This is a genomic window from Aeromonas sp. s12 (assembly GCF_040907925.1).
Taxonomy (GTDB): Bacteria; Pseudomonadota; Gammaproteobacteria; order Enterobacterales; family Aeromonadaceae; genus Aeromonas; species Aeromonas veronii.
In genome coordinates this window covers 124175-137116 of the sequence record NZ_JBFOCT010000028.1, presented here as the reverse complement: position 1 = coordinate 137116, position 12942 = coordinate 124175, and the positions used below count along the sequence as shown (strand labels likewise).

General features: G+C 61.0%; 10 protein-coding genes. 4 read left to right on the top strand and 6 right to left on the bottom strand.

From position 1 onward, the window contains the following. Positions 1–27: 27 nt before the first annotated feature. From AB5Y67_RS14430 to AB5Y67_RS14415, 4 genes are all read right to left on the bottom strand, one after another. Complete coding sequence (locus AB5Y67_RS14430) at positions 28–255, bottom strand: hypothetical protein (protein WP_064341738.1); 228 nt, start codon at positions 253–255, stop codon at positions 28–30. A 375-nt stretch (positions 256–630) separates the two neighbouring features. Continuing rightward, on the bottom strand, positions 631–2184 hold the full coding sequence (cadC, locus tag AB5Y67_RS14425) for a lysine decarboxylation/transport transcriptional activator CadC (protein WP_139741824.1): 1554 nt from the start codon (positions 2182–2184) through the stop codon (positions 631–633). Between the two features lie 392 nt (positions 2185–2576). After that, positions 2577–3857, bottom strand: a complete 1281-nt coding sequence (gene yjeH, locus AB5Y67_RS14420) for an L-methionine/branched-chain amino acid transporter (RefSeq protein WP_150390393.1) — start codon at positions 3855–3857, stop codon at positions 2577–2579. A 101-nt stretch (positions 3858–3958) separates the two neighbouring features. After that, entirely contained in the window at positions 3959–4858 is a 900-nt protein-coding gene (locus AB5Y67_RS14415) for a LysR family transcriptional regulator (protein WP_064337066.1), read from the bottom strand. A 152-nt stretch (positions 4859–5010) separates the two neighbouring features. Between AB5Y67_RS14415 and AB5Y67_RS14410 the strand changes: the two genes are divergently transcribed. Both AB5Y67_RS14410 and AB5Y67_RS14405 read left to right on the top strand, forming a co-directional pair. Beyond that, positions 5011–6033 (top strand): MBL fold metallo-hydrolase, encoded by a 1023-nt coding sequence (locus AB5Y67_RS14410; protein ID WP_150390392.1) that lies wholly within the window; start codon positions 5011–5013, stop codon positions 6031–6033. Positions 6034–6123: 90 nt separating this feature from the next. Beyond that, positions 6124–6843: an ABC transporter substrate-binding protein gene (locus tag AB5Y67_RS14405; RefSeq protein WP_150390391.1), complete on the top strand. Its 720-nt coding sequence runs from the start codon at positions 6124–6126 to the stop codon at positions 6841–6843. Positions 6844–6934: 91 nt separating this feature from the next. Here the strand turns inward: AB5Y67_RS14405 and AB5Y67_RS14400 are convergent, their stop codons facing one another. Then, on the bottom strand, positions 6935–8227 hold the full coding sequence (locus AB5Y67_RS14400) for an HAAAP family serine/threonine permease (protein WP_005338498.1): 1293 nt from the start codon (positions 8225–8227) through the stop codon (positions 6935–6937). Between the two features lie 498 nt (positions 8228–8725). Here AB5Y67_RS14400 and AB5Y67_RS14395 point away from each other — a divergent pair, with 498 nt between their 5' ends. Next, complete coding sequence (locus AB5Y67_RS14395) at positions 8726–9664, top strand: LysR family transcriptional regulator (RefSeq protein WP_042055187.1); 939 nt, start codon at positions 8726–8728, stop codon at positions 9662–9664. Positions 9665–9737: 73 nt separating this feature from the next. After that, positions 9738–11150: an MATE family efflux transporter gene (locus AB5Y67_RS14390; protein WP_042055186.1), complete on the top strand. Its 1413-nt coding sequence runs from the start codon at positions 9738–9740 to the stop codon at positions 11148–11150. Between the two features lie 114 nt (positions 11151–11264). On the opposite strand, the gene alsS is transcribed toward AB5Y67_RS14390, so the two are convergent. Further along, positions 11265–12935 carry an acetolactate synthase AlsS gene (gene alsS / locus AB5Y67_RS14385; protein WP_199427491.1) on the bottom strand — a complete coding sequence of 557 codons (1671 nt, stop codon included), beginning with the start codon at positions 12933–12935 and terminating at the stop codon, positions 11265–11267. Between the last annotated feature and the right edge of the window lie 7 nt (positions 12936–12942).

Below are 12942 nucleotides of genomic sequence, written 5' to 3'. Positions count from 1 at the left end.
TATGAGGCAACTTTTTTTGCCGCCTCATTATTTTTGATAAAAATCATTTAAAAACAGCACCTTGACATCATAGCGCACCGCCATCTTGATAAAACCTTGATATCCGGCCAACCCGTTTTTGCCCCTTGATAACCCCCTTATCTCGCCGTCTTGATATTTTTGGCCAGATAAACCCGGGATAAAGCAGCTCCCAATGCGCCCCCCTGCCCTTGCGGCCATTTGGAAGCCCTGCGGATCATCACCCTGAGTGGCCACTCACCTCCTGCTTTCCCCTTCGCTCGGCTCATCACAATCCAAACTCAGAGGTAAAGCGCAACGGCGATAACCGGTCAGCAATGAGAAATGGGTCGTGACGGACAGCTTATCCCGCCGCCAACCATGAGCAGATGTCACAAGCTGCGTGCGCGGCGTGAAGCCGAACAAACGCGAGTGCCGCGAATGCCGCGGGCAAGACAAAGGCAGATGTAGATAGTGGGGAACTGCGGGGGATAAATCGGGCCGCACCAGAGCGACCATCCCCAATGGCAAACATGCAGGATTGAGACGAGCAGAAACCGCACAGGCCGCCCGAAGGCAGCCTGTGGATGAGGTCGGCAACCGCACCGACCGGGGGAAAACCAAACTGCGGTGTTAAAAGAGCTTCACCTTGCTCTGACCCAATGCATTGAACAGAGCCGGAGTGAGGCTCTCCATATTGCTGTAGAAACCGAGCTGCTGGCAGAGCAGATAGGTCTGCTCGGTCGCCTCCATCAGAAAGGCCTGACTGTAGGCATCACCCGCCGCCTCGGGGCGACCGTCCAGCTCCGCCAGCTTGCCCTGCAGTATGTAGTAGAGCACCGAGCGGCCGCGACTCGCCGCCTTCTCCAGCAGATAGTTGGCCTGCTGTTGCTGGCCGTTGAGGATCGCCTGCAGGGTCAACGCCTCCCACACCCGGGCTGGTAGGGCGCCGCTGTTTTGCACCACGCTGGCGAGATGGGTGCCAATCCCCTGCAACCGCTCGCTCTCGGATTTGCCCGCCAGGGTGGCCAGCGCCTCGCCCGCCAGATAGCGCTCCGCCAGCAGCAGCGGCTGATCCGGATGGGCAATCAGCGCCTGCTCCAGCAGATCGATGCCGCGCTTGAGGGCGACCGGATCCCGGCTGTTGATGTAGTACTGCGCCTCCATCATCGCCATCAGGGAGGCATCATCGGTCGGCCAGCCCATCCCCGGCTCGGCATCGGGTTGGTCGAGGGCGCGCAGCAAATCCTGGCTGCTGGCCTGCAACACGCCGTGCACACTGTGGCGACTGAGCTGGTACTGATGGCTGAACAGCACCCGGTTGGTGTTGATATTGCGATACTCCAGATCGAGATAGGTGCCGCGGGGCTGGCGGGTGACCCGCACACTCAGCTCCTTGCCGGGCATGATGCCCCCCATCAGAGTGGTGGCGCCGTACTGCACCCGTAGCGGCGTAGCCACCGCCACCTCCCCCATCAGGGCTCGGGTAATGCCATCGGCGAGGCGCACGTTCTCGTTGTTGTCATCCATGCCGGAGTGAAAGCGGAACACCAGCAGATTGGGATCCAGCATGGAGTGTACCTGGGGGCTGGTGTGCTGGTAGCTGAGCATGCTGACAATGGCGATCAGCACGATGGCAACGAAGATATCGAAACTCACCATCTTCCAGCGGCTGCGGGCATCCTTGGCATGGGTGGAGATGGCGCGGGTCAGGGGCCCGGCGGGAAAAGGGGCGACATTGGGCTGTGCATCATCATCCTGCTCAGCCGCGGGCGGGCTCAGATCGGAGAGCGTCGGGTTGCCTGAGAGAGCGGTATTGACCGCGGGCGCGGGCTGCTCGTCCGCCATCACCACGGAAACCACCTGCAGCGGCCTTACCGGTGCCACCAGCTTGTAGCCGCGCTTGGGCACGGTGACGATATAGTCGGTCGCATCGGTGCGACCATCTTTGAGGATCTTGCGCAGTTCGAAGATGGACTGGGTCACCACCTGATCGGTCACCTCGGCGCCATCCCACACCTCGTTGATCAGGGCATCGCGGCCAAACACAGTGCCGGCATTATGGGCCAGAAACCGCAACAGGTTGACCAGTCTGGGTTCGAGGTAGACCTCGCGGTCGGGTCGACACAACATGTTGTCGTCAACGCTCAGGGTCCAGTCGTGGATCTCAAAAACCGATTCGCTCATGATTCACTCGCTGCAGATGGTGACAATGCACGATGAGAGAGACGCAAAACCCGGGCTGGCTGAACGGAACAAGGCGCTATCACCACAGGTGACAGATAAAAAGAGAACCGAAGCAATCACATCTCTGAGAGTCAGTCTGGCCAGGCCATCCTGTTTACGTCTGAAGGGCATCCTTGCGGGCATTCCGACCACCGGGATCGGAAGGGATCACTTTAAGCAAAACGGGAGCTGGATCCCACTTTTTTTGGCTATAAATCGCCGTTGAGTTGATCCGACACCGCACTTTTCGGCAAATAGCGAGCCAACTAGTATTCATATGAACATCCCATATGCCGAAATCAAAAAGCCCTGAACATCAGGGCTTTCTCATTTCTTCGACCATCGGGGAGACGTTACTTCGCTACCGGGAGCGCATCCTGCTGACGACTGCGGCGCAGATGACGCCGCCACAACGAGAAGCCGCCGTAGCCAAGACTGAGCACCACCGCATAGAGCACCTGAGTGGCGAGCGCCACCAGCACCAGAGCGCAGAGCAGCACGCTCATCCCCGCCAGCCCCTTGCCCACCCCGCCGAGCAGGCGCCAGCCCGCCGCCATGCAGAGCAGGTAGACCAGCACGAAGTTGCCGTTGGCGTAGCGGATCAACTCATCGAGCGGCAGTCGCAGCCAGATGATGAGGGTGATGCAGAGCAGACAGATAGCGAGCACCAGAGTGAGCGCCCGCAGCGGTGCGCCGCGCGCGGTGAGCACGGCCAGCGAGGGGGGCAACTTGCCTTCCCGCGCCATGCTCCAGATCAGCCGGGCAAAGCCCTGAATGTAGATATTGATGCTGGCAAAGCAGGAGAGGTAGCCGAGCACCGCCACCAGCCACTTGGCGGTGGGGCCGAACAGCAGCGCCAGCAGGGAGGGGATGGCGGTGGCGTTTTTCGCCTCATCGCCGTAGAGGCCATATTTGAGCACCACCAGCGAGTGTACCCAGTAGATTAGCCCCGCCAGCAGCACCCCGCCGAGCAGGGCGATGGGGTAGTCCCGCTCCGGCCGCTTGAACTCCTCCCCCATATGGGCGAAGGCTTCCAGCCCGACGAAACACCAGAACATCACCGCCAGCGCGGTGGCCATAGGGGGCCACTCATCCGCGCTAGGCAATGGCCGGGCCGCATCGCGCCAGCTCACCTCTCCCTTGAACCAGATCAGCAGGGTGAGCCCCAGAATAGCCAGAGCTATCAACAGTTGCAGGTTGCCGGAGGAGCGCGCCCCGCGCAGCCCCAGCAGGAATACCCCGAGCAGAGTCAGCAGCTGGATGGCCCAGAGGGTCCACTCCCCCATCTCGAACAGGGCATGCCAGAAGCCGGCGGCAATCATCAGGGCGGCAGGCAGCCCCACCGGCAGCACCGCCAGAAACAGGAAGGCGGAGAAGCGCTCGGCGCCGTTGCCAAAGGCGAGGCCAATCAGGTGCGGCGCGCCGCCGGCATGGGGATAGCGACGGCCGAGGCGAGCGAAGGTAAAGGCGATGGGCAGCACCAGCGCAATCAGCAGCAACCAGGCCCAGAGCGAGGCCTCACCCGCCAGCGAGGCGGCGGTCGCCGGTACCACGAAGATCCCGGTGCCGAGCAGCGAGGTGGCGAGCAGCCCCATTCCCTGCCAGAGCCCGAGATCCTTTTTCAACCCAGACATATCCTTTTGTCCCGACTAGAAAAACATCCCGCCATGTTAGGCCTGCTCCGCCCCTTTGTTAAGCACGATGGTTAAGCGCGGCTGCGAGAATATGCAGCCTTTTATTCGGGCTCGGGCCCAACTTGCAGGGATTCGGCCAGAAAATCCCCCAGCAGGGTGATCTTGAGCACCTGCCGCCGCGCCGCCGGATAGATGAAGTAGAGGGTCTTGGCCGGGCTCTGATAGCGACCAAGCAGCGGCAGCAAACGCCCCGCAGCGATATGGTCACTCACCTGTTCGGCTGGCTGCAAGGTGATGCCAGCCCCGGAAAGTGCCGCCGTCAGCAGCGCCGGCCAGTGGTTGATGCGCAAGCGCGAGGCGACCCGCACCTCCTCGCTCTGACCATCCTCGCCAACAAATTGCCAACGCTCATGCTCGCCCCAGTTGCCGTGCAGACACTGGTGGCGGGCGAGATCGGCCGGATGACGGGGCACGCCGTGGCGATTGAGGTAGTCGGGGGCAGCGCAGAGGCGGTAGTGCTGGGTCAGCAACGGACGGGCGATCAGCGCCTCATCCTGCGGGCGCAGGGTGCGGATGGCGGCGTCGAACCCCTCCTCCACCAGATCGACCCAGCGCGGAGTGAGCTGCAGATCCAGATCCAGCTTGGGGTAGCGGTCGATAAAAGCGGGCAGCAGCGGCACCAGCCGATGGTGGCCAAAACTGAGGGGGGCGGCGATGCGCAGCCGGCCGGCCGGCTCAGCCAACAGATTCTGGGTGAGCGACTCGGTCAATGCCAGCTCCTCCAGCACCCGCTGACAGCGAGCGAGAAAAAGCTGGCCCAGCTCGGTGAGGGTCTGCTGGCGGGTGGTCTTGTGAAACAGCTTTCCCCCCAGCCACTGCTCCAGCCCCAGCACATGCTTGCCCACCATCTGGGCGCTGATCCCCTCTTCGCTCGCCACCGCGCTGTAGGAGCCGAGATCCACCACCCGGGTGAAGATACGCATGCTGGTCAATCGGTCCACAACCGCTCCTTTGTTCGTTCCTGAATAACACGACCCGCTACCGAGCCCTGATTCACAACCAAAAGTTTAGTAAGAAATGGATTTTAGCCAATTTATTCAACTTTTAGTTACCAATACAGTGATACCGTCCCTTCCCCACAGGATAAATTCCCATGAAAAGCACCTATCTGGCCGCATTACTGGTCGGTCTGCTGGCCAGCGGCGCCAGTCAGGCCGCCGAGAGCAGCTTTATCAGCAACCACGATCAAGCCCCTGCCTCAGCAACTCAAGCCCGGCACGATATCTTTCGGGTCAGCCTGCTCGGCACCGGCACTCCGGTGCCCCAGATCAGCCGGGGCGGTTACAGCACCCTGGTCGAAGCGGGCAACCAGAAGCTGGTGTTCGATTTTGGCCGCAACTCCGCCACTCGCCTGTGGCAGCTGCATATCCCCATCGGCCGGGTCAAAGCCTTCTTCCTCACCCACTTTCACTCCGACCACACCAACGGGCTGGCGGATCTCTGGCTGACCGGCTGGCTGCAACCGGCCTATGGCCAGCGCCACGCGCCGATGGAGCTCTACGGCCCCAAAGGCACCACAGCTCTCGCCCGTGGCTTGCAGCAGGCCTACGCCACCGACATCGCCACCCGGGTCAAGGATGAGGGAACGCCGCTGGACGGGGTGGAGATCAACAGCCACGAGGTCACCGCCGGGGTGGTCTACAACCATGACGGGGTCAAGGTGACTGCCTTTGACAACGACCACGGGGTCAACATCAAGCCGTCATTCGGCTATCGCATCGACTACCACGGCCACAGCGTGGTGCTCTCCGGCGATACCCGCTACAGCCCCGAAGTAGTGAAGCAGGCCAAAGGGGCCGATCTGCTGGTGCACTGCGTCTCCATGACCTCTGCCGAGCAGATGAAGGCCAACCCCGGCTACAAGGCGATCGCCGGTCACCTCGCCTCCCCTGAGCAGGCGGCCCGGGTAATGAACGAAGCCAAACCGGCGCTGACCGTGTTCAGCCATATCGGCCTCAACGGCAAGATCAGGGTGAAGGATCTGGCGCAGGATCTGCGCGCCCGCTACTCGGGCCCCTTTGTCATCGGCAACGACCTGATGCAGATTGATCTGCCTACCACGGCCTCCGGCAAGGGCTATGCCCTCTGGCAGTCGGAGAATATCGACAACAAATAGAGGCACGGATGCCGGTCAGCCATGGCCGGCATCCGCAATCGACACCGGGGGCTATCTTTAAGGGGTGTTTGACCACAAGGAGTTATCCCTATGAGCCTGAAATGGAAGCACCTCGCCCTGGCCACTCTTCCCTTGTTCGGCATGTCGGCCGCTCAGGCGGCAGTGTTGACCAGCCTTGAATGGCCCCCTTACACCAGCGCCAACCTCCCTGAGCAGGGCAAGAGCAGTCGGGTGGTGACCGCAGCCTTTGCCCTGGCTGGCGACCCGCTGACCATCAAGTTCTATCCCTGGCAACGGGCCGTGGACGAGGCGACCAACAACCCCGAGGTACTGGGTTATTTCCCCGAGTATCTCGACCCCAAGAGCAGCTGCCTCTTCTCCGACCCCATAGGTAACGGCCCTCTCGGCTTTGCCCAGCGAGCCGATCAGCCGGTCACCTGGCAGACCCTTGATGACCTCAAGGGCAAGAAAATTGGTGTCGTCACCGGCTATGTGAATACCACCGAGTTTGACGAAAAAGTGGCCAGCAAGGCACTCTCGGCCGATGCCACCAGCTCGGACAGCCAGAACCTGCTCAAGCTCGGCAACGGTCGGCTCGATCTGGCGGTTATCGACCAGAATGTGATGACCTATCTGCTGGAGAGCGATCCCCAACTCAAGGATGTTACCGCCAACCTCGGCTTCAACGGCAAGATCCTCGAGGACAAGTCCCTCCACGTCTGCTTTACCAACTCCGCCAAGGGGAAAGAGGCGCGGGACAAATTCAACGAGGCGCTGGCCAGCGACGAGGTGAAGAAGCTGATGAAGTAGCGATACCGCATCCGCTCACCACCCCAAACAGCCATAAAAAAAGCCGCCTCTTGCGAGGCGGCTTCTTCATTCAACTTGGTAACCGGCGTTATCAGGCAATCAGCTTGTAGATGATACCGGACATGGCGATCAGGCCGATGATGGTCACGAAGCCGTTGCTGATGTTGCCAGCGTATTTGCGCATGGCCGGAACCTTGGTGATGGCGTACATCGGCATCAGGAACAGCAGCATTGCGATGATCGGGCCGCCCAGGTCTTCAATCATGCCGAGGATGCTCGGGTTGATGGTAGCGATGGCCCAGGTGGTCAGGATCATGAACACGGCAGTGACTTTGTTCAGTTGCTTGGTGTCAACGTTCTTGCCCTTCTCGCGCAGCGCCTTGGCCATCAGGCCGTTCATGCCCTCTTGCGCACCCAGGTAGTGACCCAGGAAGGATTTGCTGATGGCAACCATGGCGATCAGCGGAGCCACAGTACCGATAACCGGGTTATCGAAGTGGTTGGCCAAGTAGGACAGGATGGAGATGTTCTGTTCTTTGGCAGCAGCCAGGTCAGCCGGGGAGAGGCTCAGTACGCAGCTGAATACGAAGAACATAACGGTCATCACCATCATGACGTGGGCGCCCAGCAGGATGTTGCTGCACTTCTTCTCGGCACCTTCACCGTAACGACCTTTGTTGTCCACCGCGAAGGAGGAGATGATCGGGGAGTGGTTGAAGGAGAACACCATTACCGGGATAGCCAGCCACAGGGTCTTGATAAAGTCACCGTTGAAGGCGTCGGACAGGGCCGGAGCTTCAGTGATGATGGCACCGTTCCAGTGCGGGATCAGGTAGAACGCCAGACCCATCAGGGTGAGCACGAACGGGAATACCAGCACGCTCATCGCTTTGACGATAACCTGGCCGCCCAGACGAACAACCGCCATCAGACCGAGGATCAGGGCCAGTGACAGAACGGCACGGGGAGGTGCAGACATGCCCAGCTGGTGAACAATCACACTCTCGACGGTGTTGGTGATGGCGACTGAATACATCAGCACGATCGGGTAGATGGCAAAGAAGTAGAGCAGGGTGATGAATTTGCCTGCGGTCTTGCCGAAGTGCTCTTCTACTACTTCAGTGATGTCGCCATCACGGGTAGAGCCGGACAGCACGAAGCGGGTCAGACCACGGTGAGCAAAGAAAGTCAGCGGCAGCGCCAGGATCAACATGGCAACCAGCGGCCACAGGCCACCTACACCGGCGTTGATTGGCAGGAAGAGCACACCGGCACCGATCGCGGTACCGTACAGACCCAACATCCAGACCACATCGGCCTTGTTGACGCCGCGGGAGGTGTTGCTGGCTAAACGACCATCAGCTGCAATATTCATGTCAGACATACGTTGTTCCTGTCATCTAGGAAAATGGGATTCTTGTTTGGTCGGGCCTTGGCCCGGTTCCATCTCCCTGGAACGCCTGCTGTCCGTCCTTGATATTAACCTCTCGCCCCCCGGCAACCTGGCCATCACTCCTTGTGACAACAGGATTGCAACAAACAACAGTGCGAGATTTTGACCCTGAGGGTCGGCGCCCGTCTCACTTAACAACCGATTAACGTGCGCCACTCTTGATGGGCTGACTTTAATTAAATGCCCTTATTAATCACAGCGTTTTTTTGAATTAATCAACCAAAGTTTGATTTTGGTCGCCTTTCGGACGACCAAGATCACACTCAAAGCGCCTTATTGTGAGTTTTTTTTAACAATTCAACTTAGTTTCACTGGAATCAATGGCCTGCGAGCAGCTACATATTTGCAACAAACCACCCGTTTAGCGCGGATTGTGTGCAGCACGGCCTTGACGTACCCTTGTGACTCACGCCTTTTTGTTGATTGATGATGACCATTACCCGTACCGATCTCGCCGAACTGGCGGTATTTGCCGCCGTCGCCCGTCACCGCAGTTTCAGCAAGGCCGCCCTCGAACTCGGGGTCTCCGCCTCCGCCCTCAGCCACAGCCTGAAGGGGTTGGAAGCAAGGCTGGGGGTGCGGCTGCTCAACCGCAGTACCCGCGCCGTGGTGCCGACCGAAGCGGGCCAGCGGCTGCTCAAGCAGCTGCTCCCCACCCTCAATACCCTGGAAGAGGCGCTTTGCGAGCTGGCCCGCAACAGCGATGAACCGGTGGGAAGGCTCAAGCTCTGCGCCCCCCGCGGCGCCATCGACAGCCTGCTGGCACCTGTACTCATCGACTATCTGGCCCGTTATCCGCGGATGCAGGTGGAGGTAGTGGAGCAGGAGCTGATGCCTCGGCTGATTGAGGATGGTTACGATGCCGCGCTCTTTTATGGCGATCTGCTGCCCAAGGAGATGATCGGCATCCCCCTCGGCCCGCCCCAGCGTTATCTGGTGGTGGGCTCCCCGGCCTATCTGGCGGAGCACGGTACGCCGGAGCACCCGAGCGAGCTGAGTCGCCACGCTTGTATCGGCTATCGCCTCACTCCGCACCATCACTATCGCTGGGCCTTTGCCGCCGATGGCACCATGCTGGAGATCGAAGTGACCGGGCCGCTCACCACCAGCACCCCGGCCCTCTATCTGGGCGCCGCCGAGGCGGGGCTGGGGCTCGCCTACTGTCTGGAAGAGGAGGTGAGCCAAAAGGTCGCGGAGGGGAAACTGCTCACCGTGCTGGAGCCCTGGTGCCCTACCTTTGCCGGCTTCTATCTCTTCTATCCCAGTCGGCATCAACTGGGCAGCGGCCTGCGCATCCTGATCGACATGCTCAAGGCGCACTACCAAAACCCCGGATTAGTGAGTAATACTCAGCAATTCATCAAGTGAAACCCTGATTATCACCAAATAAGTATTAATCTAGACTAGCTGTTCGATAATCGAACTCCCCGAGAGAACAGATATGTCTGCCTATTTAACACTGCGGCAACGGGCCATGACCCGTCGCTTCTGGGCTTACGCCCTCCCCTCCATTCTTGCCATGCTGGTCTCGGGGGCCTACTACCTCATCGACGGCATCTTCGTCGGCCACTATGTCGGCGCCGCTGGCCTCGCCGGGATCAACCTGGTCTATCCGGTCATCATGGTGCTGATTGGTCTGGCCGCCATGATCAGCATGGGGGCGGCCACCGCCATCTCCTTCCAGCAAGGGGCGAAAAACGACACGCTGGCCCGCCAAGCGCTGGTCAACGCCCTCTGGCTGCTGGCCGGACTCGGGGGCGTTGCGCCGGTGCTGCTCTATTACACCCACACCGATATCCTGCTGGGGCTGGGGATTGAACAGGGCACCGAGACCTGGAAGCAGGCGAGCGACTACCTCACCTGGATTGGCGGCGGTACCCTGCTGCTGGCCAGCAATCTGGCAGTGCCCTATCTGCTGCGCAACGATGGCCGCCCGAAGCTGGCCATGGTGCTGGTGAGCAGCGGCGCCGTGCTCAATATCATCCTCAACTACATCATGGTGGGTCGGTTGGGGCTGGGACTGATCGGTACTGCGCAAGCCACCCTGATGGCAGAGGGTGCGGTGAGCCTGATCGGTCTTGGCTACTTCTTTACCCCCTGGGCGCGGCTGCGCCTCAGCTGGCGGGATCTGGTACCCAACCTCCCCGCCATGCCGCACCTGCTCTTTACCGGCCTGCCGAGCCTGATTGCCCAGTTCAACCTCGGCCTGCTGCTGATGCTGCACAACAGCCAGCTGATGGTGTATGGCAATGTGAAGGATCTGGCGGGCTTTACCGTAGCCGGTTACACCGAAGCGGTCTTTATCGTCATTCTGCAGGGGCTGGCGTTCGGCATTCAGCCGCTCATCAGCAAGGCGGCGGGGGCCAAGCGCCATCGCAACCTCAAGTACCTGATGGAGATGGGGCTCAAGTTCACCTTTATCTACGGCATGCTGGTGTGGCTCACCATCCAGCTGCTGCCGGGACAGGTCGCCATGCTCTATACCGGCGACAAGGATCCCGAACTGCTGGCCGCCGCCATCAGCAGCCTGACCCTCAACCTCGGCGCTATTCCGCTGGAGGGGATCATCATGTTCGGCATCGTGCTGCTGCAATCCATGGCGCGTACCCGTCAGGCGCTGGTCATCTCCATCGCCAAAACCGTGTTGCTGCTGCCGCTCATCTTCCTGCTGCCGCAACTGTGGGGCCGTGATGGGGTGCTGATGGCCCAGCCCGCGACCGTGCTGCTGCTCACCCTGCCGCTCTGCTGGCTGCTGTGGCGCGAGTGGCTGCGCCTGAAGATGGCCTGCGCGCCAAAAAACAAGCGTCGCCCGCAACCGGCCCGCGCACGCGCCGCCGTCCAGCTGGCCCGTTAAGGCCACCCATCCCGCGTAGCAATAAAAACCGGCATACATTGATGCCGGTTTCTGCTATATAGGCGGGTCTGCCTGCTCTTACACAGGGATTCAGGCCAGCACTGCTGCCCACACTTATGCCAATACTTCTGGCCTGAGCTGGGCCATCAGTCCCGGGTTGTCGGAGTAATCCACCGGAATGGCCACCACAGCAGGCCCCTCCACCGCCAGCGCGGCCCGCAGGGTGGCACGCAGCTCGTCGGCCGAGCGCACCGCGAAACCGGCCGCCCCGAACGATTCGGCATAGCGTTTGAAGTCGATGGGGCCAAAAGAGACGCCGGAGGTGCGGCAATACTTCTGCTGCTCCTGCATCGCGACCATGTTGTAGCCGTTATCGACCCAGATGATGTGAACGATATTGCTCTTGAGCCGCACCGCCGTCTCCAGCTCCATGCTCGACTGCATGAAGCTGCCATCCCCCGATACCGAGATCACCTTCTCACCCGGCCGCACCAGCGCCGCGCCGATGGCCCACGGCAGGGCGACCCCCATGGTCTGCTGACCATTGGAGATCAACACCTGACGGGCACGGAAGCTGTAGAGGTAGCGGGCAATCCAGATATGGAAGCTGCCCATGTCGACACAGAGGGTCATGTCGTCGCGCACCAGATCCTGCAGCTCGCGCACGATACGCAAGGGGTGAACCGGATTGCCGTGCAGATCGTCGGCCCGCATCGCCAGTCGCAGCCGCTGCTGGCGTACCCCTTGCAGCAGCCGATCCACCTCGGGGGGACGGGTTTTCGGATTGCCCATGATGCGGGTCAGCTGCAACAGGTTGGCGCGGATCGACCCCACCAGCTCGGCGGTCGGGCAGTAGCTGCTGTCGATATCGGCAGGCAGCACGTCGATATGGAGGATGCGCCGCTCCCTGTCACCATTCCACAGCACGGGGTCGTACTCGATGGGGCTGTAGCCGATGCAGATCACCAGATCGGCCCCTGCCAGCAGCTGATCCCCCGGCTGGTTGTTAAAGAGCCCCACCCGTCCGGCAAAATCATCGAAGTGGCAGCTGTCCACCACCCCGGCAGCCTGATAGGTACCGGTCACCGGCAACCGCGCCTTGTCGAGGAAGGCGCGCACTGCCTCGGCATTCTCCGGCCGGCTCGCCATCAGGCCGAGCAGCACCACCGGATTCTGGGCGTTGCGCAGCAGGGTCAATGCCTGCTCCATATTCTGTTCGTCGGCGCAGCCCGGCTCCGGCACTTCACGGGGCACCAGCACATTGCCCTGCACCGGCTTGTTGATGATATCCATCGGCAGGCTGACAAACGCCGCCCCCGGCCGTCCCAGCTCGGCGGCGCGAAAGGCGTTGGCCATCACTTCCGAGATTGCCGCCCCGCTGTTGACCTGGGCGCTGAACTTGGTGACCGGACGGCAGAGGTTGACCGTATCCATGCTCTGATGAGTGAGCTTGAGGCCATCGGCACGGCGCACCGCACCGCCCAGCGCCACCATGGGGTCCCCCTCTGAGGTGGCGGTCGCCAACCCGGTAATAAGGTTGGAGCAGCCGGGGCCCGAGGTGACCAGCGCCACCCCCGCCTTGCCGGTGAGGCGCCCCACGGCGGCCGCCATAAAGGCGGCGTTCGCCTCGTGGCGCACCACTATGGTCTCGATGGGGGAGTCCTCCAGCGCATCGAACACCCGGTCAATCTTGGCGCCGGGAATACCGAACACCTGCTTGACCCCTTGCGCCTCCAGATGACGAACCACCAGCTCGGCACCGCACTTCCACTGTCTGTTTTCCATGATATTG

Bases quoted from the DNA above. Each gene is read 5' to 3' on its own strand.
- cadC (WP_139741824.1), bottom strand. From the start codon at position 2,184: ATGAGCGAATCGGTTTTTGAGATCCACGACTGGACCCTGAGCGTTGAC.
- yjeH (WP_150390393.1), bottom strand. From the start codon at position 3,857: ATGTCTGGGTTGAAAAAGGATCTCGGGCTCTGGCAGGGAATGGGGCTG.
- AB5Y67_RS14410 (WP_150390392.1), top strand. From the start codon at position 5,011: ATGAAAAGCACCTATCTGGCCGCATTACTGGTCGGTCTGCTGGCCAGC.
- AB5Y67_RS14405 (WP_150390391.1), top strand. From the start codon at position 6,124: ATGAGCCTGAAATGGAAGCACCTCGCCCTGGCCACTCTTCCCTTGTTC.
- AB5Y67_RS14400 (WP_005338498.1), bottom strand. From the start codon at position 8,227: ATGTCTGACATGAATATTGCAGCTGATGGTCGTTTAGCCAGCAACACC.
- AB5Y67_RS14395 (WP_042055187.1), top strand. From the start codon at position 8,726: ATGACCATTACCCGTACCGATCTCGCCGAACTGGCGGTATTTGCCGCC.
- AB5Y67_RS14390 (WP_042055186.1), top strand. From the start codon at position 9,738: ATGTCTGCCTATTTAACACTGCGGCAACGGGCCATGACCCGTCGCTTC.
- alsS (WP_199427491.1), bottom strand. From the start codon at position 12,935: ATGGAAAACAGACAGTGGAAGTGCGGTGCCGAGCTGGTGGTTCGTCAT.